21 protein-coding genes are annotated in these 25,453 nt (G+C 68.7%); 11 read left to right on the forward strand and 10 right to left on the reverse strand.

What is annotated here, in order from left to right:
- Window positions 1-283: ATP-binding cassette domain-containing protein (locus E5198_RS14540; RefSeq protein WP_136490718.1), on the reverse strand; the 283-nt coding region annotated here is incomplete at its 3' end.
- Window positions 280-1,131, reverse strand: coding sequence for a putative selenate ABC transporter substrate-binding protein (locus tag E5198_RS14545; RefSeq protein WP_136490719.1), 852 nt, complete (start codon window positions 1,129-1,131; stop codon window positions 280-282). The genes E5198_RS14545 and E5198_RS14540, both read right to left, overlap by 4 nt.
- Before the next feature lie 164 nt (window positions 1,132-1,295).
- Between E5198_RS14545 and E5198_RS14550 the strand changes: the two genes are divergently transcribed.
- Window positions 1,296-2,189 (forward strand): NAD(P)-dependent oxidoreductase, encoded by an 894-nt coding sequence (locus E5198_RS14550; RefSeq protein WP_136490720.1) that lies wholly within the window; start codon window positions 1,296-1,298, stop codon window positions 2,187-2,189.
- On the forward strand, window positions 2,186-2,989 hold the full coding sequence (locus tag E5198_RS14555) for a hydroxypyruvate isomerase family protein (RefSeq protein WP_136490721.1): 804 nt from the start codon (window positions 2,186-2,188) through the stop codon (window positions 2,987-2,989). The genes E5198_RS14550 and E5198_RS14555 overlap by 4 nt, the downstream gene beginning before the upstream one ends.
- Window positions 2,990-3,107: 118 nt before the next feature.
- Here E5198_RS14555 and rapA read toward each other — a convergent pair whose 3' ends face one another.
- Window positions 3,108-5,957 (reverse strand): RNA polymerase-associated protein RapA, encoded by a 2,850-nt coding sequence (gene rapA, locus E5198_RS14560; RefSeq protein ID WP_136490722.1) that lies wholly within the window; start codon window positions 5,955-5,957, stop codon window positions 3,108-3,110.
- 139 nt (window positions 5,958-6,096) lie between these two features.
- On the opposite strand from rapA, the gene E5198_RS21590 reads away from it, so the two are divergent.
- Both E5198_RS21590 and ccoM read left to right on the forward strand, forming a co-directional pair.
- Window positions 6,097-6,258 carry a hypothetical protein gene (locus tag E5198_RS21590; protein WP_168772537.1) on the forward strand — a complete coding sequence of 54 codons (162 nt, stop codon included), beginning with the start codon at window positions 6,097-6,099 and terminating at the stop codon, window positions 6,256-6,258.
- Window positions 6,259-6,506: 248 nt separating this feature from the next.
- Window positions 6,507-6,623, forward strand: coding sequence for a cytochrome c oxidase subunit CcoM (gene ccoM / locus E5198_RS22215; RefSeq protein WP_280142154.1), 117 nt, complete (start codon window positions 6,507-6,509; stop codon window positions 6,621-6,623).
- A 124-nt stretch (window positions 6,624-6,747) separates the two neighbouring features.
- On the opposite strand, the gene E5198_RS14565 is transcribed toward ccoM, so the two are convergent.
- On the reverse strand, window positions 6,748-7,218 hold the full coding sequence (locus tag E5198_RS14565; protein WP_136490723.1) for a MaoC family dehydratase: 471 nt from the start codon (window positions 7,216-7,218) through the stop codon (window positions 6,748-6,750).
- Window positions 7,219-7,450: 232 nt separating this feature from the next.
- Here E5198_RS14565 and fadD1 point away from each other — a divergent pair, with 232 nt between their 5' ends.
- Entirely contained in the window at window positions 7,451-9,139 is a 1,689-nt protein-coding gene (gene fadD1, locus E5198_RS14570; protein WP_136490724.1) for a long-chain-fatty-acid--CoA ligase FadD1, read from the forward strand.
- A gap of 1 nt (window position 9,140) precedes the next feature.
- Here fadD1 and E5198_RS14575 read toward each other — a convergent pair whose 3' ends face one another.
- Complete coding sequence (locus tag E5198_RS14575) at window positions 9,141-10,031, reverse strand: LysR family transcriptional regulator (protein WP_136490725.1); 891 nt, start codon at window positions 10,029-10,031, stop codon at window positions 9,141-9,143.
- Between the two features lie 103 nt (window positions 10,032-10,134).
- On the opposite strand from E5198_RS14575, the gene E5198_RS14580 reads away from it, so the two are divergent.
- From E5198_RS14580 to E5198_RS14590, 3 genes are all read left to right on the forward strand, one after another.
- A complete protein-coding gene (locus tag E5198_RS14580; protein ID WP_136490726.1) occupies window positions 10,135-11,337 on the forward strand; it encodes an MFS transporter in 1,203 nt (400 codons plus the stop codon).
- Window positions 11,338-11,397: 60 nt separating this feature from the next.
- The gene (gene hrpA, locus E5198_RS14585; protein ID WP_136490727.1) at window positions 11,398-15,423 is read left to right on the forward strand and encodes an ATP-dependent RNA helicase HrpA; all 4,026 of its coding nucleotides are present in this window, start codon (window positions 11,398-11,400) and stop codon (window positions 15,421-15,423) included.
- A 177-nt stretch (window positions 15,424-15,600) separates the two neighbouring features.
- Window positions 15,601-16,209, forward strand: coding sequence for a YSC84-related protein (locus tag E5198_RS14590; RefSeq protein ID WP_256659149.1), 609 nt, complete (start codon window positions 15,601-15,603; stop codon window positions 16,207-16,209).
- Window positions 16,210-16,261: 52 nt separating this feature from the next.
- On the opposite strand, the gene E5198_RS14595 is transcribed toward E5198_RS14590, so the two are convergent.
- From E5198_RS14595 to E5198_RS14605, 3 genes are all read right to left on the reverse strand, one after another.
- The gene (locus E5198_RS14595) at window positions 16,262-16,789 is read right to left on the reverse strand and encodes a hypothetical protein (RefSeq protein ID WP_136490728.1); all 528 of its coding nucleotides are present in this window, start codon (window positions 16,787-16,789) and stop codon (window positions 16,262-16,264) included.
- A 67-nt stretch (window positions 16,790-16,856) separates the two neighbouring features.
- On the reverse strand, window positions 16,857-18,827 hold the full coding sequence (locus E5198_RS14600) for an alkaline phosphatase D family protein (protein WP_136490729.1): 1,971 nt from the start codon (window positions 18,825-18,827) through the stop codon (window positions 16,857-16,859).
- Between the two features lie 54 nt (window positions 18,828-18,881).
- Window positions 18,882-19,256 carry a hypothetical protein gene (locus E5198_RS14605; RefSeq protein ID WP_136490730.1) on the reverse strand — a complete coding sequence of 125 codons (375 nt, stop codon included), beginning with the start codon at window positions 19,254-19,256 and terminating at the stop codon, window positions 18,882-18,884.
- Window positions 19,257-19,482: 226 nt separating this feature from the next.
- On the opposite strand from E5198_RS14605, the gene E5198_RS14610 reads away from it, so the two are divergent.
- Together E5198_RS14610 and E5198_RS14615 are read left to right on the forward strand one after the other, a co-directional pair.
- On the forward strand, window positions 19,483-20,778 hold the full coding sequence (locus E5198_RS14610) for an OprO/OprP family phosphate-selective porin (protein ID WP_136490731.1): 1,296 nt from the start codon (window positions 19,483-19,485) through the stop codon (window positions 20,776-20,778).
- Between the two features lie 88 nt (window positions 20,779-20,866).
- Window positions 20,867-21,994, forward strand: coding sequence for a GNAT family N-acetyltransferase (locus tag E5198_RS14615; protein WP_136490732.1), 1,128 nt, complete (start codon window positions 20,867-20,869; stop codon window positions 21,992-21,994).
- A gap of 64 nt (window positions 21,995-22,058) precedes the next feature.
- On the opposite strand, the gene E5198_RS14620 is transcribed toward E5198_RS14615, so the two are convergent.
- Complete coding sequence (locus E5198_RS14620; protein WP_136490733.1) at window positions 22,059-22,613, reverse strand: peptidylprolyl isomerase; 555 nt, start codon at window positions 22,611-22,613, stop codon at window positions 22,059-22,061.
- A gap of 57 nt (window positions 22,614-22,670) precedes the next feature.
- Window positions 22,671-23,570 (reverse strand): LysR family transcriptional regulator, encoded by a 900-nt coding sequence (locus E5198_RS14625; protein WP_136490734.1) that lies wholly within the window; start codon window positions 23,568-23,570, stop codon window positions 22,671-22,673.
- A gap of 255 nt (window positions 23,571-23,825) precedes the next feature.
- On the opposite strand from E5198_RS14625, the gene E5198_RS14630 reads away from it, so the two are divergent.
- Complete coding sequence (locus E5198_RS14630; protein ID WP_136490735.1) at window positions 23,826-25,157, forward strand: DEAD/DEAH box helicase; 1,332 nt, start codon at window positions 23,826-23,828, stop codon at window positions 25,155-25,157.
- Window positions 25,158-25,453 lie beyond the last annotated feature (296 nt).

Raw genomic sequence — 25,453 nt, forward strand, 5'->3', positions numbered from 1 at the left:
GGCGCGGCGGCAGCGGCGGGCTCTGGTGGACCAGGCCGAGGCGCGCGCGCAGGCGCCTGCGCGCCGCGCCGGCCAGGCGCCACGGCTGTTCGCCGAGCAGTTCCAGGCGGCCTTCGGACGGCTGCAGGCTGGTGGCCAGCAGACGCAGCAGGGTGGTCTTGCCGGCGCCGGACGGGCCGATGATGGCCAGCCGCTCGCCGCGGTCGACCGTCAGATTCACATCCTGCAGGGCGCGCCGACCGTTGGCGTGGGTCAGGCCCACGCCGGTCAGGCGCACGGTCACTTCAGCAGGCCGGCGGCGCGGGCGGCTTCCTCGATGCCAGCGTAGTTTTCCGGCTTGGTTTCGATGAAGCGGCTGGCGGCCTGCAGGTCGAGGATCGCCTTGTGCTCCGGGTTGGCCGGGTCGAGGGCGAGGAACGCCTGCTTGATCTTCGCGGTCAGCGCCGGATCGAGGGTGCCGCGCACGGTCCAGTTGTAGTCGTAGTAGGTCGGAGTGGTGGCGAACACGTGTACCTTGGCGGTGTCGACCTTGCCGGCGGCGACCAGCTTGTCCCACACCGAGGCGTTCAGCACGCCGGCGTCGACCTTGCCGGCCTGCACCCAGGCCACGGTGGCGTCGTGGGCGCCGGAGAAGGCCACGCGGGAGAAGAACTGCTCGGGCACGATGCCGTCCTGCTGCATGAAGTAGCGCGGCATCAGGCTGCCGGAGGTGGAGGACACCGAGCCGAAGGCGAAGGTCTTGCCCTTGAGGTCCTGCAGCGACTTCACGTTGGCGTCGGCGCTGATGAACTTGCTGGTGAACTTCTCGTCCTGCTCGCGCTGCACCAGCGGGATGGCGTTGCCGGTCTTCAGGCGGGTCTGCACGAAGGTGAAGCCGCCCAGCCAGGCCAGGTCGACGCGGTCGGCGGCGATGCCCTCGACCACCGCGGCGTAGTCGGCCACCGGGACGAACTCGACCGGCATGCCCAGCTCCTTCTCCAGGTAGGCGCCCAGCGGCTTGAACTTGCGCAGCAGCTCGGTGGGCGCCTCGTCGGGGATGGCGGAAACCTTGAGGGCATCGGCGGCCTGGGCGGCCAGGGCGGAAACGGACAGGGCGATGGCGGCGGCGAGCGCCAGGGTGCGCTTGAGCATATGAATCTCCGGTTCAATAGCGGAAACGTTCGGGCGCGAATTATAGGAGGCTGCGCGTGCTTTTGCGCGGCTTTTGCCGGCCGGCGCGCCGGGTTGGCCGGAAGGCCAATCGGTGGGCCGGCGCGCGACTGCTAAGATGGAGTTTTTCCGCTGCGGAGATGGACATGAGCGATACCTTGCCGGCCCTTGCCTTTGCCGGCATCGGCCTGATGGGCCTGCCGATGAGCCGCCGCCTGCTGGCCGCAGGCTTTCCCCTGAGCGTATGGAACCGCAACCCGGCCAAGTGCGAGACGCTGGTGGACGCCGGAGCGCAGGTGGTGGTGCGCCCGGGCGACCTGTGCCATGAGGCGGACATCGTCATGCTCTGCCTGGCCGACACCGCCGCGGTGCGCGAGGTGGTGTTCGGCCCCGGCGGCATCGTCGAGACCGGCCTGCCGGGGCAGCTGCTGGTGGACTTCTCCAGCTGCGATCCGGCGGCGACCCGCGAGATGGCCATCGAGCTGGAGGAGCGCTGCGGCATGCGCTGGGTGGATGCGCCGGTGTCCGGCGGCACCCCGGGCGCCGAGGCCGGCAGCCTGGCGATCATGGCCGGCGGCGCGGCGGACGACATCGAGCGGCTGCGACCGGTCCTGGCCCACCTCGGCCAGCGCCTGACGCGCATGGGCGAGGTCGGCGCCGGCCAGGTGACCAAGGTGTGCAACCAGATGATCGTCGCCTGCAATGCCCTGGTGATCGCCGAGGTGGTGGCGCTGGCCGAGCAGGCCGGGGTGGACGCCAGCCTGCTGGCGCCGGCGCTGGCCGGCGGCTTCGCCGACTCGAAGCCCTTGCAGATCCTCGCCCCGCAGATGGCCGAGAGCCGCTTCGAGCCGGTCAAATGGCACGTGCGCACCCTGCTCAAGGACCTCGACACCGCGGTGAAGCTGTCCCGCGAGCAGGGCTCGTCCACGCCGATGAGCGGCCTGGCGGCGCAGCTGATGCGCCTGCACGGCAGCCAGGGCAATCTGGAGCGCGATCCGGCGACCCTGGTCGAGCTGTATCGCCGGGAGGACGAGGCATGAAGCTCGCCGCCAACCTGACCATGCTGTTCACCGAGCTGCCGCTGGCGGAGCGCATCCGGGCGGCGGCCGAAGCCGGCTTCGCCGGGGTGGAGGTCCAGTTTCCCTACGAGGTCCCCGCCCACGAGCTCAAGGCCGCGCTGCAGGCGGCGGGTCTGCCGCTGGTGCTGATCAACCTGCCCGCCGGCGACCTGATGACCGGCGGTCCGGGGCTGGCGGCGGTGCCCGAGCGCCAGGCCGAGTTCGATGCGGCGCTGGCCCAGGCGCTGGTCTATGCCGCCGGCGTGCGTCCGCGGTTCGTCAACGTGCTGCCTGGCCGGCTGGCCGAGGGCGTGAGCCGCGAGGCGGCGCTGGAAAGCCTGGTCGGCAACCTGCGCCGCTGCGCGGAAGCCTTTGCGCCGCTGGGCATCCGGGTGCTGGCCGAGGCGATCAACCCCCTCGACATGCCGGGCTTCCTGATCAATACGGCGGATGATCTGAACCGGCTGGTGGAGGCGGTGGACCACCCCAACTTCGCTGCCCAGCTCGACCTCTACCACATGGCCCGCCAGGACCTGGACCTGCCGGCGAGCGTCGCCGCGCTGGGCGGACACATCGGCCACGTGCAGTTCGCCGACTGCCCGGGACGCGGGGCGCCGGGCTCCGGCTCGGTGGATTTCGCGGCGGCGCTGGCGGCGCTGCGCGAGGCGGGTTACGACGGCTGGCTGGCGGCCGAGTACCGGCCGGGGGAGGCGGGCACCGCCGCCAGCCTGGAGTGGCTGGGGCAGTGGCGGGAGGAACCGCGAGCCGAGCAAGCGGTGTAGGGGCGAATTCATTCGCCCAGAGGCCCCTGCAGAGGCGAATGAATTCGCCCCTACGCAGAGCCGTGCAAGACGCGGGTGGGCAATCGCGCAGCGTTGCCCACCTCGTTCTGCGTAGCCTTTAGCCGGCGACCAGCACGCGGATCGCCTCCAGGCGCAGGGCGGCCTTGTCGAACAGGGCGATGCCCTGCTCGCGCTGCCGGCGCAGGCTGTCCAGCTCGCTGTCGCGCACGCTGGGGTTGACCGCGCGCAGCGCCTCCATGCGGGCGACCTCTTCCTCCAGCTCGGCGGCGAAGCGGCGGGCGGCCTCGCTGACCCGCTCGGCGTGCTGCGGGGCGACCTTGGCCTCGCCCTTGGCGATCAGCTTGGCCAGCACGTCGCGCTGGGCTTGGACGAACTTGTTGGAGCTGATCCGCGGCACGCTTTCCAGCTGGTCGTGCAGGGTCTCGAAGTTGACCCGCGCGGCCAGGTCGTTGCCGTTGGCGTCGAGCAGGCAGCGCAGCGCCGCCGGCGGCAGGTAGCGGCCGAGCTGCAGGGCGCGCGGCGCCACCACCTCGCTGACGTAGAGCAGTTCGAGCAGCAGGGTGCCGGGCTTGAGCGCCTTGTTCTTGATGATCGCCACCGAGGTGTTGCCCATGGTGCCGGACAGCACCAGGTCCATGCCGCCCTGCACCATCGGGTGCTCCCAGGTGAGGAACTGCATGTCCTCGCGGGCCAGCGCCTGGTTGCGGTCGTAGGTGACCGTCACGCCCTCGTCGTCGCCGAGCGGGAAGCCGGCGTCGAGCATCTTCTCGCTCGGCTTGAGGATCAGCGCGTTCTCCGAGTGGTCCTCGCTGTCGATGCCGAAGGCGTTGAACAGCTCCTCCATGTAGATCGGCAGGGCGAAGTCCTCGTCCTGTTCGAGGATCTCGGCGGCCAAGGCCTCGCCCTCGCCGGCGCCGCCGGAGTTGAGCTCCAGCAGGCGGTCGCGGCCCTTGTGCAGCTCGGTCTCCAGGCTCTCGCGGGCGGCGCGGCCTTCGGCCAGCAACTGCTCCCACTCGCTGTCGTCGCCGCCTTCCAGCAGCGGCAGCAGGCGCGCGCCGAACTGCTGCTGCAGGGCGTTGCCGGTCGGGCAGGTGTTGAGGAAGGCGTTGAGGCCCTGGTGGTACCAGTGGAACAGGCGCTCCTGGGCGCTGTTCTCCAGGTAGGGCACGTGCAGCTGGATGGTGTGCTGCTGGCCGATGCGGTCGAGGCGGCCGATGCGCTGCTCGAGCAGGTCGGGGTGGGCCGGCAGGTCGAACAGCGCCAGGTGGTGGGCGAACTGGAAGTTGCGGCCCTCGCTGCCGATCTCCGAGCAGATCAGCACCTGGGCGCCGAACTCCTCGTCGGCGAAGAAGGCGGCGGCGCGGTCGCGCTCGAGGATGCTCATGCCCTCGTGGAATACCGTGGCCGGGATGCCGGAGCGCACGCGCAGCGCTTCCTCGAGATCGAGGGCGGTCTCGGCGTGGGCGCAGATCACCAGCACCTTGGTCTTCTTCAGCATCTTCAGGGTGTCGATCAGCCACTCGACGCGCGGATCGAAGCGCCACCAGTGCTGGCTGTCGTCGCCGCCGTCGTCCAGCTGAGCCTGGTAGCCGACTTCCGGATAGAGGTCGGCGTGCTCGCCGACCGGCAGCTCCAGGTACTCGGCCGGGCTCGGCAGCGGGTAGGGGTGCAGCTGGCGCTCGGGGAAGCCCTGCACCGCGGCGCGGGTGTTGCGGAACAGCACGCGGCCGGTGCCGTGGCGGTCGAGCAGCTCGCGGATCAGCCGCGCGCGCGCCTCCTCGTCGCCGCCCTCGACGCTGGCCAGCAGGGCGTCGCCCTCGCTGCCGAGGAAGCCGTGGATGGCGGTGCGGGCCTCGTGGGACAGCTTGCCGTGGTCGAGCAGCTCCTGCACCGCGGCAGCCACCGGCTGGTACTGGGCGCTCTCGGCGCGGAACGCGTCGAGGTCGTGGAAGCGGTCCGGGTCGAGCAGGCGCAGGCGGGCGAAGTGGCTTTCCAGGCCGAGCTGCTCGGGGGTGGCAGTGAGCAGCAGCACGCCGGGGATCTGGCTGGCCAGATCCTCGACCAGGCGGTATTCGGCGCTGGCGCCCTCCGGGTGCCAGACCAGGTGGTGCGCCTCGTCGACCACCAGCAGGTCCCAGCCGGCTTCGCGCACCGCCTGCTGGGCGCGACCATCGTCACGCAGCCAGTCGAGGGCGACCAGCGCCAGCTGGCAGTCCTCGAAGGGATTGTCGGCGTCGCTGGCGAGGAAGCGCTCGGCGTCGAACAGGGCGACTTCCAGATTGAAGCGCCGGCGCATCTCCACCAGCCACTGGTGCTGCAGGTTCTCCGGCACCAGGATCAGCGCGCGGCGGGCGCGGCCGGAGAGCAGCTGGCGATGCAGGATCAGGCCGGCCTCGATGGTCTTGCCCAGGCCCACCTCGTCGGCCAGCAGCACGCGCGGGCTGGCGCGGTCGGCCACCTCGCGGGCGATGTGCAACTGGTGGGCGATCGGCTGGGCGCGCGCGCCGGACAGGCCCCACAGCGCCGACTGCTGCAGGCGGCTGGCGTGCTGCAGGCTCTGGTAGCGCAGGGCGAACCAGGGCAGCGGGTCGATCTGCCCGGCGAACAGGCGGTCGCTGGCCAGGCGGAACTGGATGAAGTTGGACAGCTGGGTTTCCGGCAGCGAGTGGCTTTCGTTGTCGGCGTTGATGCCGTGGTAGACCAGCAGGCCGTCGACGTCCTCGACCTCCTGCACGGTCAGCTTCCAGCCCTCGAAGTGGGTGATCTCGTCGCCCGGCGAGAAGCGCACGCGGGTCAGCGGCGCGTTGCGCAGCGCGTACTGCCGGGTATCGCCGGTCGCCGGATAGAGGACGGTGAGCAGGCGGCCGTCCTGCGCGAGGATGGTTCCCAGCCCCAGTTCCGCCTCGCTGTCACTGATCCAGCGTTGCCCCGGTTGATACTGCGCCATGCATGTCTCCAGACACGAAAGAGGAAAGGCGGCATTTTAGCGGAAGGGCGCAGGGCAGGCCAAAGCGATCGCGAGCTGGCGGCAGGCGGACAACTGCCGCATCATGCAGGCATCCCCATCCACTGCGCCGGAAGACGCCATGAGTGACGAGACCCTGATCGACTTCGCCGCCGAGCGCGAGCGGCGCATCCACGACCTGCACGAGAAGCGCCTGCAGGACGTGCGCCAGCTGTTCGAGCAGGCCCTGCCGCTGACCGCGAAGAAGAAGGCCAAGAGCCGCGGCAAGCCGAAGAAGCGCTGAAGCCGCATCCTCGCGCGCCAGGGCGCGCCGTTTTACCCAGGTCGGGCGCCACAGATGGCGCCCGCGGTGTTTCTGGCGTGCCGTTTTTCGCGCAGGGCGTCCTGCCCGGGTGCCGCTCCGTTGATCTGCGTCAGGATTAGCCCGCCTTCACCGGCAGGGTCGTTGGCGCCAGTTGATCCGGGTCAATTTCCCCAGGCCTGGTATGGGTAATCTGGCTTCAACAGCAGGACATGAGCGGAGAACGAGCCATGTTTATGGACGAGGTAGTAATCGCCGGCATCGTGATCGTCGTACTGACGGCCGGCTTCCTGGGTGGATTTGGATATTTCGTCTGGAAGGACGCACAGAAAGGCAGCAAGAAATAGAACGACACCTTCCCGACTCACGAGCACGCAAGGCATTTGGGGCGACTTCGGTCGCCCGTTTTTTTGCCTGCAGAAAAGCACAGCGCCCGCACGAATGCGGGCGCTGGCGTTTCCGGGGGGGGGGTCAGCCGACGGTGATCGGCGGCAGCTCGGTCAGGGCGATGCGCAGCTTGTCCTGCGGCGCCATCACCTCCGCCTCGCCTTCCACCACCGCCTTGCCCTGCTGGTTGAGCACGCGGGTGGCGATGCGCACGCGATTCTTCGGCAGCTTCTCCAGCACCTCCAGCTCCACGCTGAGCTCGTCACCCAGCTTCACCGGACGGGTGAAGCGCAGGTTCTGGCCGAGGTAGATGGTCCCCGGGCCGGGCAGGGTGGTGGCGATGGCGGCGCTGATCAGCGCGCCGGTGAGCATCCCGTGGGCGATGCGCTCCTTGAACTGGGTGGTGGCGGCGTACTCGGCGTCCAGGTGCACCGGGTTGCGGTCGCCGGAAACCTCGGCGAACAGCTGCACGTCGCGCTCCTCGACGCGGTGCGGATAGCTGGCCTTCTGGCCGACCTGCAGTTCGTCGTAGGGGGTGTTCTCTACCAGGCTCATGCGTTCTCCTTGAGCGAGAGGGGCTAGGGGGCTGGCGCACGCCGGCCCAGAGCCTTCAGGTTACCGCGTCGCCGCGATGCTGTTCAGCCCCGTGGCCCAATGCTGCTGTTATCCTCGGGGTGTCCGCTTGCAGCGCATGCTGCTGCGGGCCATACATAACAAGAGCGCCAGGGCAGGCAGCCGCGTCAGCGGGGCTGGCGACCGGTGCAGCCACACGCGGGGGAGAGGCGCGATGAGCGAGAACTTCTGGACGGACAAGTACCCGGCAGGCATTGCCAGCGAGATCGATCCCGACCGCTACCCGAACATCCAGGCGGTGCTGCGCGAATCCTGCCAGCGCTTCGCCGACAAGCCGGCGTTCAGCAACCTCGGCCGCAGCCTCAGCTATGGCGAGCTGTACCAGCTGTCCGGCGCCTTCGCCGCCTGGCTGCAGGAGCACACCGACCTGGTGCCCGGCGACCGCATCGCCATCCAGCTGCCCAACCTGCTGCAGTTCCCGGTCGCGGTGTTCGGCGCCCTGCGCGCCGGGCTGGTGGTGGTCAACACCAATCCGCTGTACACCGCGCGGGAGATGCAGCACCAGTTCAACGACTCCGGCGCCAAGGCGCTGGTGTGCCTGGCCAACCTCGCCCATCTGGCCGAGCAGGTGCTGCCGCACACCGCGATCCGCCACGTGGTGGTCACCGAGGTCGGCGACCTGCTGCCGGCGCCCAGGCGCTGGCTGGTCAACGCCGCGGTGCGTTACGTGAAGAAGATGGTGCCGCACTACCACCTGCCGCAGGCGGTGAAGTTCACCGAGGTGCTGGCACGCGGGCGCGGCCGGCCGCTGCGCGAGGCGCAGCCCAAGGCCGACGAGGTGGCGGTGCTGCAGTACACCGGCGGCACCACCGGAGTGGCCAAGGGCGCCATGCTCAGCCACCGCAACCTGATCGCCAACATGCTGCAGTGCCAGGCGCTGATGGCCGCCAACCTCGGCGAGGGCTGCGAGACCCTGGTCACCCCGCTGCCGCTGTACCACATCTACGCTTTCACCTTTCACTGCATGGCGATGATGCTGCTCGGCAACCATAACCTGCTGATCACCAATCCGCGCGACCTGCCGGCGATGGTCAAGGAGCTGGGCAAGTGGAAGTTCAGCGGCTTCGTCGGCCTCAACACCCTGTTCGTCGCCCTGTGCAACAGCGAGGGCTTCCGCCGCCTCGACTTCTCCGCGCTGAAGCTGACCATCTCCGGCGGCATGGCCCTGCAGCAGGCGGTGGCCGAGCGCTGGAAGGAGGTCACCGGCTGCGCCATCTGCGAGGGCTACGGCCTGACCGAGACCAGCCCGGTGGTATCGGTCAATCCGCGCCAGCACAACCAGCCCGGCACCATCGGCATTCCCATGCCCTCGACCCTGTGCAAGGTGATCGACGAGGCCGGCAACGACCTCGGTCTCGGCGTGCCCGGCGAGCTGTGCGTCAAGGGCCCGCAGGTGATGAAGGGCTACTGGCAGCGCCCGGAGGCCACCGCCGAGGTGCTCGGCGCCGACGGCTGGCTGAAGACCGGCGACATCGCGGTGATCCAGGCGGACGGCTACATGCGCATCGTCGACCGCAAGAAGGACATGATCCTGGTGTCCGGCTTCAACGTGTACCCCAACGAGCTGGAGGAGGTGCTGGCCAGCCTGCCGGGGGTGCAGATGGGCGCGGCCATCGGCGTGCCGGACGAACGCAGCGGCGAGGCGATCAAGCTGTTCGTGGTGCGCAAGCCCGGCGCCGAGCTGAGCGAGGAGCAGGTGCTGGCGCACATGCGCGCCAACCTGACCCGCTACAAGGTGCCGCACCACGTGGAGTTCCGCGACTCGCTGCCGACCAGCAACGTCGGCAAGATCCTGCGCCGCGAGCTGCGCGAGGAGGAGCTGAAGAAGCGCGCGGTGGCCTGAGTCAGGCGCCGGCCGTAGCGGCCGCGAGCAGCGTGTCCAGCTCTGCGAGCAGCTCGCGGGTGGCTGGGGTCGGATGGCTCGACCAGATGGCGTACACCCGGCGCTTGGGCGCGTCGGCGACCGGGATGCGCGGCAGGCCGACGAAGGTGGCTGCGCTGCTGGCCGGTGCCAGACCGACTGCCAGGCCGCCGCGGGCCAGGCGCTCCAGCAGGAGCAGGTGGCTGATCTCGAAACTCACCCGATGTGCCAGGCCGAGGGCGGCGAAGGCCTCGTCAGTCTGCTGGCGCGCGCTGCTGCCGGCGGGGAAGTCCACCAGCGGCAGGTCCTGCAATTCCTCCAGACGCAGACGCGCGCGGTCGGCCAGCGGGTGTCCGGGGGGCAACACCGCGACCAGCTCCTCCTCGACCAGCAGGCGCTTCTCCACGCCCGGTAGCGGCTTGCTGGTCGCCACGCCGACGAACGCCAGATCGATGCTGCCCTTGCGCACCTCCTCCAGCAGCAGGTCGCTGTGCTCCTGGCGCAGGCCGATGTCGATGTGCGGGAAACGGCGGTGGAAGGCAGCCAGCAGCTCGACGATGTCGAACAGGTCGAGCGAGGAGATCGCTCCGACGGTCAGGCAGCCGCGCACCTCGCCGGCCACCGCGGCCACCTGGGCGGGAATCCGCCGGGTCGTCTCCACCACCTGGCGCGCCTCGCGGAGCAGCGCCTCGCCGGCCGGGGTCGTCACCACCCGGCGCGGCCGTCGCTCGAACAGGGGCGCGCCCAGTTCCTCCTCCAGGCGGGCGATCTGGTGGCTGAGCGCGGACTGCACCACGTTGCAGCGCTGCGCCGCGCGGGTGAAGTGGCCTTCCTCGGCGAGGGCGATGGCGAATTCGAGCTGCTTGAGGTTCATGGCTTTCAATCCTTTTTGTAGATTGCAGCAATCTTAACAATTCATTTCTGTCATCACCTGGTCGGCCGGATACTGCGTGCCCCATCCTGGCGAGGACGAGACCATGCACGAACACCCAACCCCTCCCTTGAGCCGCTGGCTAGTGCTGCTGATGGCTTTCGCCACCGGCGTGGCGGTGGCCAGCAACTACTACAACCAGCCGCTGCTGCAGACCCTGGCCGACGAATTCGGCCTGTCCTATGCCCGCGCCGGCACCCTGGTCACCACCGCCCAGGTCAGCTACGCGCTGGGCCTGATCCTGCTGGTGCCGCTCGGCGATCTGCTGGAGCGCCGCGGGCTGATCGTCGGCATGACCCTGCTGGTCGCCGCCGGCCTGCTGCTCAGCTCCTGTGCGCCGAGTTTCGCCGTGCTGCTGCTGGGCACCGCTCTGGCCGGGGCCTTTTCGTCCGTCGCCCAGGTACTGGTGCCCTTCGCCGCAACCCTGGCCGCGCCCGCCGAGCGCGGCCGGGTGATCGGCACCCTGATGAGCGGCCTGCTGCTCGGCATCCTGCTGGCGCGCACCGTGGCCGGCAGCCTGTCCGAGCTGGGCAGTTGGCGCGGCGTGTACTTCCTCGCCGCGGCGGCCATGACGGCCACCGCGCTGGCGCTGTGGTTCGCCCTGCCGCGCTACCGCCACCCGGAGCGCCTCGGTTATCCCCGGCTGCTCGCCTCGGTCTTCGTCCTGTTCCGCGAGGAGCCGGAGTTGCGCCTGTATACCCTGCTCGGCAGTCTGACGTTCGCCCTGTTCGCCATGCTCTGGACGCCGCTGGCTTTCCTGCTCTCGGCCGAGCCCTACGGCTACTCCGACGGGCTGATCGGCCTGTTCGGCATCGTCGGCGCGGTCGGCGCGCTGGCCGCCAGCCTAGCCGGGCGGATGGCCGACAGCGGGCGCGCCGCGCAGGCCATCACCCTGGGGCTGGCGCTGCTCGCGCTGTCCTGGCTGCCGCTGAGCTTCGCCGGCGGCTCCCTGGCGGCGCTGCTGGTCGGTGTGGTGCTGCTCGACCTGGCGGTGCAGCTGACCCACGTCAGCAACATGAACCAGGTCTACCGGCTGCGGCCCGAGGCGCGCAGCCGGATCAACGCCGGCTACATGGCCGGCTACTTCGTCGGCGGCGCGCTGGGTTCGCTGAGTTCGGCGGCGCTGTACGAGGCGTTCGGCTGGCGTGGCGTGTGCGCAGCCGGCGCGGCGCTGGGCGTTGTGGCGCTGGGCATTTGGCTGGCGCTCGGCCGGCATGCCGCTGCGCCGGCGGCGGTGGCCGGGGACTGACCCGCTGGCGGGCAAATCTGCGACAATCGGCGCCCCGAATTGCCTGCCGATGCCCGCCCGATGAGTGCCGTACCCGCCTTCGACCAGCTGCTGAACAACCTCGACCAGGCGCTCAACGCCGACCGCCACCGCCTGCGCCGCCAGCTCCTCGAGCTGCGCAAGCAGGCTGGCACGCCGGCGTGGGACGAGGGCCGGCTGGCGCAGTGGCTGGAGCGCTTCCAGGCATCCATAGCCAAGGTCGCGGCGCGCCGCGCCAGCGTGCCGCGCATCCGCTACGACGACGCCCTGCCGATCGCCGCGCGCCGCGAGGAGATCCGCGCGGCCATCGAGCGGCACCAGGTGGTGGTGATCGCCGGCGAGACCGGCTCGGGCAAGACCACCCAGCTGCCGAAGATCTGCCTGGAAGCCGGGCGCGGCGTGGCCGGGCTGATCGGCCACACCCAGCCGCGCCGCCTGGCCGCGCGCAGCGTCGCCACCCGCGTCGCCGAGGAGCTGGGCACGCCGCTCGGCGAGCTGGTCGGCTACCAGGTGCGCTTCGAGGACCACAGCGGCGAGCAGTCGCTGGTCAAGCTGATGACCGACGGCATCCTGCTCGCCGAGACCCAGCACGACCGCTTCCTCGAGAAGTACGACACGCTGATCGTCGACGAGGCTCACGAGCGCAGCCTGAACATCGACTTCCTGCTCGGCTACCTGAAGAACCTGCTGCCGCGCCGTCCCGACCTCAAGGTGATCATCACCTCGGCGACCATCGACCTGGAGCGCTTTTCGAAGCACTTCAATGACGCGCCGATCATCGAGGTATCCGGACGCACCTACCCGGTGGAGACCTGGTACCGCCCGCTGGCCGCCGAGCTGGACGAGAACGGCGAGCCGCTGTTCGACGACCTGTCGGTGGATCAGGGCATCCTGCGCGCCCTCGAGGAGATCGAGGCGCACGAGCGCGCGATCGGCAAGCGCCCTGGCGACGTGCTGGTGTTCCTGCCCGGCGAGCGCGAGATCCGCGAGGCCGCCGAGGTGCTGCGCAAGGCCAACCTGCGTCACACCGAGGTGCTGCCGCTGTACGCGCGTCTGACCCCGGCCGAGCAGCAGAAGATCTTCAAGCCGGCCGGCGGGCGCAAGATCGTGCTGGCCACCAACGTCGCCGAGACCTCGCTGACCGTGCCGGGCATCCGCTACGTGATCGACTCGGGCACCGCGCGGATCAGCCGCTACAGCTACCGCGCCAAGGTGCAGCGCCTGCCGGTGGAGGCGGTCTCGCAGGCCAGCGCCAACCAGCGCAAGGGCCGCTGCGGCCGGGTCGAGCCGGGCATCTGCATCCGCCTGTACAGCGAGGAGGACTTCCTCGGCCGCCCGGAATTCACCGATCCGGAGATCCTGCGCACCAACCTGGCCGCGGTGATCCTGCAGATGCTCCACCTGCGCCTCGGCGACATCCAGGACTTCCCGTTCATCGAGCCGCCGGAAGGCAAGGCGATCAGCGACGGCTTCAACCTGCTGCAGGAACTGTCCGCGGTCGGCCGCGACAACCAGCTGACCCCGCTGGGCCGCCAGCTGGCGCGCCTGCCGATCGACCCGCGCCTCGGGCGCATGCTGCTGGAAGGCGCCCAGCAGGGCAGCCTCGCCGAGGTGCTGGTCATCGCCAGCGCCCTGTCGGTGCAGGACCCGCGCGAGCGGCCGATGGAGCGCCAGCAGGCCGCCGACCAGGCCCATGCGCAGTGGAAGAACCCGGACTCCGACTTCGCCGCGCTGATCAACCTGTGGCACGGCTTCGAGGCGCAGCGCCAGGCGCTGGGCGCCAACGCGCTGCGCAACTGGTGCCGGCGCAACTTCCTCAACTACCTGCGCCTGCGCGAATGGCGCGACGCCCACCGCCAGCTGCTGCTCACCTGCCGCGACCTCAAGCTGCCGCTCAACCAGCTGGAGGCGCCGGAGCCGGTCGCCGCGCCCGTGGTGACGGGCGAACTGGACCAGCGTGCCCGCCAGGCCGTCGCCGCCCAGGACGAGCGCCAGCAGGCCGCGCAGACCCTGAAGAACTACGCCGCCGTGCACAAGGCGCTGCTCGCCGGCCTGCTCAGCCAGATCGGCCAGAAGAGCGAGGAAGGCGACTACAACGGCGCCCGCCAGCGGCGCTTCTGGCTGCACCCCGGAAGCAGCATCGGCCGCAAGCGCCCGCAGTGGGTGATGGCCGCCGAGCTGGTGGAAACCACCAAGCTGTTCGCCCGCATGGTGGCGAAGATCGATCCGGAGTGGATCGAGCCGCTGGCGCCGCACCTGCTCAAGCGCAACCACCTCGAGCCGCACTGGGAGAAGAAGCGCGGCCAGGTGGTGGCCTTCGAGCAGGTCACCCTCTACGGGCTGATCATCGTCGGCCGCCGGCCGGTGCACTACGGCCCGGTCGATCCGGTCGCCGCGCGCGAGCTGTTCATCCGCGAGGGCCTGGTGCGCGGAGAGATCAACAGCCGCGCCCGCTGCCTGACTGCCAACCGCCAGCTGCTGGAGCGGCTCGACGAGCTGGAAGCCAAGGCGCGCCGCCGCGACATCCTCGCCGACGAGGAAACCCTGTTCGCCTTCTACGACGCGCGGCTGCCGCAGGACATCTACCAGACCGCCAGCTTCGAGAGCTGGTACAAGCGCGAGAGCGCCAGGGATGCGCAGCTGCTGATCATGCGCGAGGAGGACGTGCTGGCCCGCGAGGCCCGCGAGGTTACCGCCCAGCAGTACCCGGACAGCCTGAGCATCGGCCGCCTGCAGCTGCCGCTGTCCTACCATTTCGAGCCCAACCACCCGCGCGACGGCGTCACCGTGCGCGTGCCGGCGCCGCTGCTGCCGCAGCTGCCGGCCGAGCGCCTCGACTGGCTGGTGCCGGGCCTCTTGGAGGCCAAGTGCGTGGCGCTGGTGCGCGGCCTGCCCAAGGCGCTGCGCAAGAACTTCGTGCCGGTGCCGGACTTCGTCGGCGCCGCGCTGACCAAGCTGGCCTTCGGCGAGGGTTCATTGCCCGAGGCGCTGGGCCGCGAACTGCAGCGCATGACCGGCGCCCGCGTGCCCGAGGAGGCCTGGGCCGACTCCGCCGCCCAGCTGGACAGCCACCTGAAGATGAACATCGAGGTGGTCGATGCGCGCGGCAAGTTCCTCGGCGAGGGCCGCGACCTGGCCGAACTGACCGCGCGCTTCGCCGAGGCCAGCCAGGCCGCGCTGGCCCTCCCCGAGAGCAAGGCCGAGGCCAAACCGGTGGAGGCCAAGGCTTTCAGCGTGGCGCAGAGCACCCAGCAGAAGATCGCCGGGCTGTCGCTGACCGTCTACCCGGCGCTGGTCGAGGACAATGGCGCGGTCAAGGAAGGACGCTTCCCGACCCAGGCCGAGGCCGAGTTCCAGCACCGCCGCGCCCTGCAGCGGCTGCTGCTGCAACAGCTGGCCGAGCCGGCCAAGTACCTGCGCACCAAGCTGCCGGGGATCACCGAGATGGGCCTGTTGTACCGCGAACTGGGGCGCGTCGAGGCGCTGGTCGAGGACATCCTGCTGGCGAGCCTGGACAGCTGCATCCTCGACGGCGAAAGCCCGCTGCCGCGCGACGGCGCCGCGCTGGCCGCGCTGGCCGAGCGCAAGCGCGGCAGCTGGAGCGAGCACGCCGAGCGCCTGGCGAAGCTGGTGCTGGAGATACTCAAGCTCTGGCACGGCCTGCAGAAGCGCTTCAAGGGGCGCATCGACCTGGCCATGGCGGTGGCGCTCAACGACATCAAGGCCCAGCTGGCCCACCTGGTCTACCTCGGCTTCGTGCGCCAGACCCCGGCCGAGTGGCTCAGGGAATATCCGCGCTACCTCAAGGCCATCGAGCAGCGCCTGGACAAGGTCGGCAGCCAGCTGCAGCGCGACCGGGTGTGGAGCGGCGAGCTGGCCGGCTACTGGGAGCAGTACCAGGCGCGTGCCGCCAAGCACGCCCAGGAAGGCAAGCGTGATCCCGAACTGACCCTGTATCGCTGGATGCTCGAGGAATACCGGGTGTCGCTGTTCGCCCAGCAGCTGGGCACCCGCATGGCGGTGTCGGACAAGCGCCTGAACAAGCAGTGGGCGGCTGTGGAGGCCTGAGGCGGGCCGCTGGCGCGGCGCGGTATCCAGGGTCGGAGGAGCGGAATTGACCACCCTTGCGGCACGAACTAGCGTTTTTCTGGCGTGCATCCGCGCGCCGCGTCCAGCGTGGGCAGGCGTCATCTCCTGACTTGCAGTGGCTGGACCACGCCGAGTTTTCCCCTGCGGAGGTGAATCATGAAACTTGTCCAGTCCGTCTCGCGCGCCGAGCCGGTCGCTGTGCCCCAGGTGGCCGTGAGCAAGGCCTGGCAGATGCTGCTCGCCGCGATCATCGGCATCTGGCTGGTCGTGGCGGCCAGCCCGGTCTGTGCCGCCGATGCGGCGCAGCTCGACCAGGCGGCACAGGCCGCCCTGCAGGACCTGTATGCGAAGGTGCCGGCGGCCAAGGTGCTGGGCGAGAAGGCCCGGGCGATCCTGGTGTTCCCCAGCATCACCAAGGCCGGCCTGGTGGTCGGCGGCCAGTACGGCGAGGGTGCGCTGATCCGCGACGGCAAGACCGTCGCCTACTACAGCACCGCCGGGGCTTCCTACGGCCTGCAGGCCGGGGTGCAGAAGTACGGCTACGCGATGATGTTCATGACCGACGCGGCCTTCCAGGCGCTCGACAAGGTGGACGGCTTCGAAGTCGGCGTCGGTCCGACCGTGGTGGTGGTCGACGAGGGCGTGGCCAGGAACGCCACCACCGCGACCATGAAGGACGACATCTATGCCTTCGTCTTCGACCAGAAGGGGCTGATGGCCGGGATCGGCATCCAGGGCACCAAGATCACCAAGCTGCAGAAGTAGCTCGCCAGCGCCGCCTCACCCGGCAGGCCGCGCCCGCCGGGTGGGCAGGGCGTCAGGGGCGGGCGACCTCGACCATCTCCGGGGTCACCTCGATCACCCGGATCTGCTCCGGCTCCTGCGCCAGCAGGGCCTGCCTGGCCACCTTGTAGCAGTCCTCGACGTGGGCATTGCCGAGCAGCTTCATCGCGCCGAAGCTGATCGAGGCGGCCAGCGCCTGGCCGAGGATGGGCACGAACTTGGCCGCGGTCTTGGTGGCGACGCGGATGCCGAGGCGCTGCAGCATCTGCATGACCAGTTGCTGGGTCACCCACTTGCCGATCAGGTTGTTGCCCAGGCTGGTGGCGCCGACCAGCACGATGCGCTGGAGCTTCGGGTCGAGTCCGCGGACCTGTTCGGCGCCGAGGCCGAACTTCTGGTTGATCGCCGGGATCAGCTCGATCAGCAGGGCGATGTCGGTGCCCAGGTCGAGGCCGGGGATCGGCAGCACCGCGGCGCCGGCGGAGAGGCCTGCGCGCTTGGTCACCATGGCCTTGCACTCGTCGCGCAGGGCGTCCAGTTCTTCGAGGGTGCGGGGCAGCATGGGGTCTCCGGAGCTGGCTGCTGTGTATCCAGTATGCGCCAAATCGGCGCGCGGGTGAGCCCCGGGCTCAGCCGTCCATTTCCTCCCGCGCGATGGCCTCGAAGCTCGTCGGCGCCGAGCCATCGGCGTTCAGCTGGCGGATCTCGCAGGGCCGGCCCTGTTCGTCCAGGCGCACCTGGCCCAGGCCGGCGCCGTTCCACAGGCGCTCGCCGCGCTGGCTGCGGCTGGGGATGCGCGGGGTGATCTGCATGCGGCGGCGCTTGGTGAACCAGTTGAGCGGCGAATGCGGGGCGTACAGCCAGCGGTTGAGGCGGTCGAACCAGTCGAGCAGGCGGCGCGGGAATTCGTTCTTGATGCCGCTGCTGGTGATCTGCCAGATGCGCGGACCGCTGTCGCGGTGGCGGATGTGCACCTCGTAGGCGAAGGAGTAGTGCACGTCGCCGGAGAGGATCACGTAGTTCGCCGGCGTGCGCGAGTGGCGGAAGATGTTGAGCATCACCTTGGCCGCGCCGCGGTGGGCCATCCAGTTTTCCGCGTCGACCAGCAGCGGGTAGCCGGCCCAGGTGAACAGGCGCTGGACGATCTCGATCAGCTTGACGCCGAACATCGGCGCGGGCGAGACGATGACCACCGCCGGCTCGTCGAGCAGGGCGTGCTGCAGCTCGCAGAGGGCTTCCCAGTCCATCAGGCCGGAGGGGCGGCTCAGGTAGCTTTCGCTGCGCCAGCGGCGGGTGCGGGTGTCGAGCACCAGCAAGAGTGGCTGGCCGGGCAGGCTGTAGTGCCAGTGGTCGAAGGTCAGCAGGCGGTCGATGACGGCGTCCTGCGCTTCGGCGCTCAGCCGCTGCTGCCGGTCCGCGGTGGCGAGCAACTCGCGGATCGCCGGCAGCTCGCCAGCGAAGGCCTCCGGGCAGTTGCCCCAGCCCTGGCACAGCAGGTAGCCGAGCAGGGCGTTGCCGACGATGCGTCGCGAGAACGGGTGGCCGTAGGCACTCTGCTCCCAGCGCGCGGAGAGGTTCCAGTCGTCGGTGATGTCGTGGTCGTCGAAGATCATCAGGCACGGCAGCTGGGCCAGGGCCCGCGCGGCCTGCGGCAGGTCGGCGACGAAGGCGCGGATCAGGGGCTCCTCCGCACGGTAGCGAGTCGCCAGGTGCTCGGGCAGCTCCGGCATGCGCGGAGCGATCAACTGCCAGGGAGTGGGCGACCAGACCAGCAGGTACATGGCCAGCACCTCGGCGAAGGTGACCAGGTGGTTGTGCGCGTTGGCGCTGGTGAACACCGGCTTCTTCACGCCGCCGAAGAAGCGCTCGCGCAGTTCCTCGTTGGCGGTGTAGGCGGGCAGCAGGTCTTCGCGCCGGTAGTAGCCGGCCGGGTGCGCGTAGAGGGCCTCGCTGGTACTGACCGTGGCGCCGTCGAGGTGCTCGCCGTACAGGCCGAGGCGTTCGATCAGGCGGTGGACGGCCACCAGCATCGGGCCGGCGACATCGTCGGCGTAGACCTGGTCGCCGCTGAGCATCAGCAGCGCCGGCCGCTCGGCCGGCTGCGAGCGAGTGGCGGCGAGCAGCGCGTCGGCCTGCAGCAGACCGTCCTTGCTGGGGTGATGCGGCTTGCGGCAGGAGCCGTGCAGCAGGTGATCGAGGCGGCCGCGGCGCACGAAATCCGGCCGCGCTTGTCCCGGGTACAACAGATGAGGGGCCCAGTCGGCGATCGCCCGGGTGCCGCCGTCCTCTTCTTCTATATGCAGGTCGTAATAGATGAAGGTGTCGACCGGCAGCGGTTCATCCAGGCGGACGTCGATCAGGTGCAGCCAGGCATGGCGGCCGACGGCCAGGCGCTGGCAGCGGGAGTCGCCCAGCGGCAGGTCGAGCTCGACCAGGCCGCGCTGCGCGTCGTCCCAGGCGAGCTGCAGGCGGGCTTCCAGCGGCCGCGAGGCGACCAGCCACAGCACCAGGCGGCGGGCTTCGAGGCGGCGCAGCAGCGGGCCGGCAAGGACGGCGGGCAGGTCGTTGCGGTGGGCGTCAGGCAAGGGTAGGGCGTTCATGTTTCACGCGTGCGACGAATGACCTCGTCTTGGTCAGTGCGGCGAGCGTTCGGTTCATTCCCCGTCGCGCTCCGGCGCCAGGGCGATCCAGGCCAGCAGCGGGTAGGCCAGGTAGTGGGCGGCGAACAGCAACTGGCCGGGCAGGCCGGGCTCCTCCTTGAGATACATCAGCGCCAGCAGGCCGGCATACAGCAGGCCGAGACCGAGCGCATAGAGCCCGACCAGCGCGCGCCGCTCGACCGGATAGGGGCGACGCCCGGTGCGCCAGCGGAACACCCCGGCGAGGCCGAAGGCCACCACGCTGGCGGCCAGCAGGGTGGCTAACGGGCCTCCGACCTTGAGCACGCTGCGGACCAGCAGGTTGACCAGAAAGCAGGCCGCGATGGCGCCGAGAGCGTAATGGCCGAGCCGGGGAGATGGGGTGGACATGTTGCGCCTCCAGATTGCGCCAAGGCGCGTCCTTGACGCTCCGCGTGGGGGCCGTCAAGCGCGCCGCCGTACCTGTGCGAATTCGAACGGGAAAAGTTCCGGTGTAATAAAACTTTTACATTAGAGCAACTTGGTTGACACAGTCTGCCACGAATATTCCCCCCCAGAACGAGACGGGCCAGGCCCGCGTGTTTACCAACGTCAAATCGTATAAGGGGAATACTTGATGATCCGCAAGCACTTCGCCGGCATCGCCGCCAGCGCCCTGGCCCTGGCCGTTTCCGCTCAAGCCGTTGCCGGTACCGTGACCACCGACGGCGCCGATATCGTCCTCAAGACCAAGGGTGGTCTGGAAGTCGCTACCGCGGACAAGGAATTCGCCTTCAAGGTCGGCGGTCGTCTGCAGGCAGACTACAGCAGCTTCGATGGCTTCTACACCGTTAATGGCAACACCGCCGATGCTGCCTATTTCCGCCGTGCCTTCCTGGAAATTTCCGGCGTGGCCTACAAGGACTGGGCCTACACCATCAACTACGACTTCTCCCACAACGCCGGCAGCCAGGAAGACGGCTACTTCGACGAGGCTTCCATCGCCTACACCGGCTTCAAGCCGGTAACCATCAAGGTCGGTCGTTTCGACCCGGCCTTCGGTCTGGAGAAGGCCACCAGCTCCAAGTGGGTGACCGCCCAGGAGCGCAACGCCGCCTATGATCTGGTCGACTGGGCCAACGGCCACCAGAACGGTCTGGGCATCGAGGTTTCCGCCACTCCCACCGAGTCGCTGTTCGGCTCCGTCGGTCTGAGCGCCAAGGACCAGAACGACGTCGACGGCGAAAGCGTCAAGCAGGTCAACCTGCGCGGCGTGTTCGCTCCGCTGCACGAGTCCGGCAACGTCCTGCACCTGGGTGCCAACTTCGCCCAGCGCGACCTTTCCGACACCGCGGTCGACACCCGTATCCGCAGCCGCCTGGGCATGCGCGGCGTGAGCACCGGCGGTGGCAACGACGCCGGCCCCAACGGCAACCGCCTGCTGCTCGGTGGCGCCAACAGTGCGGCCGGCACCTACGGCGACGACAGCGCCTGGGGTCTGGAAGCCGCCTTCGCCATGGGCCCGTTCTCGGTGCAGGGCGAATACATCCAGCGTGACCTGGAAGGAGACGCCGCCGGCGTCCAGGACATCGAGGCTACCGGCTACTACGCTCAGCTCGCTTACACCCTCACTGGCGAGGCCCGCGAGTACAAGCTCGGCAAGTTCGACAAGATCAAGCCGGAGAACAAGCAGGTCGGTGCCTGGGAAGTGTTCTACCGCTACGACAACATCAGCGTGGAAGACGACAACGGCGTCTTTGCCGCCATCGACGATGTCGAAGGCAAGGTGCACAACCTGGGTGTGAACTGGTACGCCAACGAAGCGGTCAAGCTGAGCGGTGTATACGTCAAGGCCAAGACCGACAACGCCGCCAACACTGTCGGCGACGACGACGGCGACGGTTTCGTGGTCCGCGCCCAGTACGTGTTCTAAGCAGTCCGTTTCATCCGCAACAGCCCCATTCCAGCCCCGCCCTCCGGCGGGGCTTTTTTTCGTCCGCAGGCCGGGCCAGACTGTGCCGATGACCATCCAGACCCTTGAGCGTATTGGTGAACTGCCCGCCGCGCAGTGGGATGCCCTGTTGGCCGACGGCCAGCCCTTCCTGCGCCACGCCTTCCTCGCCTCCCTGGAGGACAGCGGCAGCGTCGGCGCGCGTACCGGCTGGCAGCCGGCCCATCGTCTGCTGCGCGTTGCCGATGGCCGGCTGCGGGCGGCCATGCCGGCCTACGTGAAGAGTCATTCGCGTGGCGAATACGTGTTTGACTGGGCCTGGGCCGATGCCTGCCAGCGTGCCGGCATCGCCTACTACCCCAAGCTGCTGGCGGCGGTGCCCTTTTCCCCGGTGAGCGGCACGCGCCTGCTGGCGCGCGATGCGCCGGCGGCCGGTGAGCTGCTCGATGCCGTGAGCGCGCAGCTTCCCGGGCTGAGGCTGTCCGGGCTGCATGTGAACTTCACTGACGCCTTTGCCGATGGCGTGCTGGCGGGGCGTGAGGGCTGGCTGGAGCGTCTTGGCTGCCAGTTCCACTGGTTCAACCGTGGTTATCGCGATTTCCAGGACTTCCTCGATGCCCTGAGTTCGCGCAAGCGCAAGCAACTGCGCAGGGAGCGCGAGCAAGTGAAGGCGCAGGGCCTCGACTTCGACTGGCGCGAAGGTGGTCAACTGACCGAGGCGGAATGGGATTTCGTGTATGCCTGCTACGCCAACACCTACGCCGTACGCGGGCAACATCCCTATCTGACCCGCGCCTTCTTCAGCCTGCTGGCCGCGCGAATGCCGGAAGCGATCCGCGTGGTGCTGGCGCGCCAGGGCAGTCGCCCGGTGGCCATGGCCTTCTTCCTGGTGGATGGCGATTGCCTGTACGGTCGCTACTGGGGCTGTCTGGCGGAGTTCGATCGCCTGCACTTCGAGGCCTGCCTCTACCAGGGGCTGGACATGGCCATCGGTGAGAGGCTGTCGCGCTTCGATGCGGGGGCGCAGGGCGAGCACAAGCTGGTCCGCGGCTTCGAGCCGGTGCTGACCCGCTCCTGGCACTACCTGTGCCATCCCGGCTTGCGGGCGGCAGTGGCGGGCTTTCTGCATGAGGAGTGTGCGGCGGTGCGGCGTTATGCCGAGCAGGCATGCGAGGCGCTGCCCTATCGTCAGGAGTAGGTCCTGTGCGGGGCGATGCGCCGGGGGCGAGACCGTGGCCTCGCCCCGGGGGCGGAGCCGGGACTTACAGGCGCTTGGCCGACTCGATCAGTACCGGCTCGACCGGCACGTTCTGGTGCATGCCGCGGTTGCCGGTGCGCACGCGGGCGATCCGGTCGACCACCTCCATGCCGCGCACCACCTTGCCGAACACCGCATAGCCGAAGTCACGGCCGCCGTGATCGAGGAAGGCGTTGTCGGTCAGGTTGATGAAGAACTGGCTGGTGGCGCTGTCGACCATGTTGGTGCGGGCCATGGCCAGGGTGCCGCGCACGTTGTGCAGGCCGTTGTCGGCCTCGTTCTTGACCGGCGCGCGGGTGTCCTTCTGCTGCATGTCGGCGGTGAAGCCGCCGGTCTGGATCATGAAGCCGGGGATGACGCGGTGGAACTGCACGCCGTTGTAGAAGCCGCTGTCGACGTAGCCGAGGAAGTTCTTCACGCTGATCGGCGCCTTTTCCTCGTTCAGTTCGACCTCGATGTCGCCGAGGCTGGTGGTGAGCAGTACGCGCGGTGCCTCGGCGGCCAGCGCGCTGGCGGAGAGGAAAAGGGCGCAGGCGGTCATGGCGAGTTTCTTCAGCATGGAGAGGCTTCCTGTTGTGTGGGGGGCGAAATCGGTTGCTCGGAGATCGGCAGCGGGTCAGCCATTGTTGCTTGCGAGGGCACTCTGGCGCAGCAGTTCGCTGAGGATGCGGGTAGCGGGGCCCATCTGCCTGTCCTTGTTCGGGTAGAGGAAGAAGCGCATCTCGCGTCGGGCCCCGTTTCCCAGTGGCAGCGGTCTGAGCTTGCCTTCTGCCAGTTCGCGCTGGATCAGGTGGCTGGGCAGCCAGGCGAAGCCGAGACCGCTGCTGACGAAGGTGGCAGCGGTGGCCAGGCTGCCGACGGTCCAGCGCTGTTCCGCGCCGAGCCAGCCGACGTCACGCTGCTGGCGACGGCCGGAGTCGCGGGTGACGATTTGCAGCTGGGCTTCCAGATCCTGGAAAGTCAGCTCGCGCTGCAGGCGATGCAGTGCGTGATCGGGGTGGGCGACGGCGACGAACTCGACGTTGGCCAGGTCGGTACCCAGTTGGCCGGGCAGGATCAGGCCGCTGATGGCCAGATCGGCCTCGCCCTCGGTGAGCGCCTCCTCGACGCCGGACAGCACCTCCTCGCGCAGCAGCACGCGGCAACCGCGGCTTTGCGGCATGAAGGCGGAGAGGGCTTCGACCACCTGGCGGGTCGGATAGGCGGCGTCCAGGACCAGGCGTACCTCGGCTTCCCAGCCCTGCTCCATGTGATGAGCCAGCTCCTCGAGCTGGCTGGCCTGCTTGACCAGTTGCCGCGAGCGGCGCAGGAGCAGGGTGCCTGCTTCGGTGAGCACTGCCTTGCGTCCGTCGATGCGCAGCAGCGGTACGCCGAGCTGCTCCTGCATGCGGGCGACCGTGTAGCTGATCGACGACTGCGAGCGGTGCAGTGCTTCGGCCGCCTGAGCGAAGCCGCCGTGGTCGACGACCGCCTGCAGGGTACGCCATTGCTCGAGAGTTACGCGGGGGGCTTTCATCGACCTTGCTCATGATGAATCGGGCTGTTGATTCGAGGGTATATCAATCAACTCGATGCCTTGTAGTGGTTTTCGGTGATCATTTATCGAATATCCCTGGCGTTGATCCGTTTTCTCAAGGGCGGCGCAGCGGTAGCCGGCTGGCCAGGGCGATGCGCGGCGCGTTCATCCGCGCTGTCCTGCAAACAACGCCTGAGTGATGGCGCGCATTGGGGTAGTCTATGCGCCAGCGATTTTCATCATTCGAGGTAGGCTGTGTTTGCTGATTACGGTTTGCATGAGCGACTGCTCAAGGCGTTGTCGTCCCTGTCCTTCACCGAGCCGACTGCGGTTCAGGCGGCAGCCATCCCGCCGGCCCTGGCGGGGCGCGACCTGCGGGTGACCGCCAAGACCGGCAGCGGCAAGACGGCAGCCTTTGTCCTGCCGCTGCTGCACCATCTGCTCCAGAACAGCAAGCCGCAGGCCGGCGCGCGCGCCCTGATCCTGCTGCCGACCCGCGAACTGGCCCTGCAGACGCTCAAGGAGGTCGAGCGCTTCGCCCAGTTCACCTTCATCAAGGCCGGCCTGGTTACCGGCGGCGAAGGCTTCAAGGAACAGGCGGCCGCGCTGCGCAAGAATCCCGAGATCGTGATCGGTACCCCGGGGCGGGTGCTCAATCACCTGGAGACCGGCAGCCTGACGCTGGGCGATGTCGAGGTACTGGTACTCGACGAGGCCGACCGCATGCTCGACATGGGGCTCAGCGAGGACGTGCTGAAGATCGCCAGTGCCTGCCCGCAAGAGCGGCAGACCCTGCTGTTCTCGGCCACTGCCGGTGAACGGGCGCTGGGGCAGGTGGTCAGCGTGGTACTGCGTGATCCGGAGGTGCTGTTGCTCAATCGTCGGGACGAGCTGAACGAAAACCTCCGCCAGCAGATCATCACGGCCGACGATGTGCCGCACAAGGAGCGCCTGCTGCAGTGGCTGCTGGCTCACGAGCCTTTCGCCCAGGCCATCGTCTTCACCAATACCCGAGCCCAAGCCGATCGCCTGTCCGGCGTGCTGCGTGCCTCGGCGGTGAGATCCTACGTGTTGCACGGCGAGAAGACCCAGGAGGAGCGCCGGGAGGCGGTCGAGCGCCTGCGTCAGGGCAACATCAATGTGCTGATCGCCACCGACGTGGCCGCACGTGGCCTGGACATCGAAGGGATCGACCTGGTGATCAACTTCGACATGCCGCGTAGCGGCGACGAGTATGTCCACCGCATCGGTCGCGCTGGTCGCGCCGGGCAGGCGGGCCAGGCGATCTCGCTGATCTGCCACAACGACTGGAACCTGATGTCCAGTATCGAGCGCTACCTCAAGCAGTCCTTCGAGCGTCGCCAGATCAAGGAGCTGCTGGGCAGTTACCTTGGGCCGAAGAAGCTCAAGGCATCCGGCAAGGCGGCGGGCACCAAGAAGAAAAAGCTGGCCAAGAAGTCCGGGACTGCGGCCAAGGGCAGCAGCAAGTCGCCGACCCGCAAGGGCGAGAAGAAAAGCCCCGCCCCGGCTCTCGGTGATGGTTTCGTGGCCCCCAGGCGCAAGAAGCCAGGGGCAGTCGAGGGCTGAGTAGGAAAACTGAAAAAAAGCCGTTGACGTCGCCGCCGATGTCTCTATAATGCGCCCCACTTCCAGCGGCAAGCTGATCGAAAAGCCTTGTAAATCAAGTGCTTGGATCGGGGTGGTGGTGGTGGAAGTGCAGGGTTGCTTTCCTGCGGCGTCGTCAGTCTCCGGGTTGAAGGCGCGTTGTTCGGAGATGTTGACAGTGGCTCTGGTTGCTGTATGATCCATCTCCCTCGCTTCGGTGGTCGAGTTCTTCGCTGAAGCGCAAGCGGTTGATTCGAAAAGAAAATTTTTGAAAAACG

Source organism: Pseudomonas sp. A-1 (assembly GCF_004801855.1).
Lineage (GTDB): Bacteria > Pseudomonadota > Gammaproteobacteria > Pseudomonadales > Pseudomonadaceae > Geopseudomonas.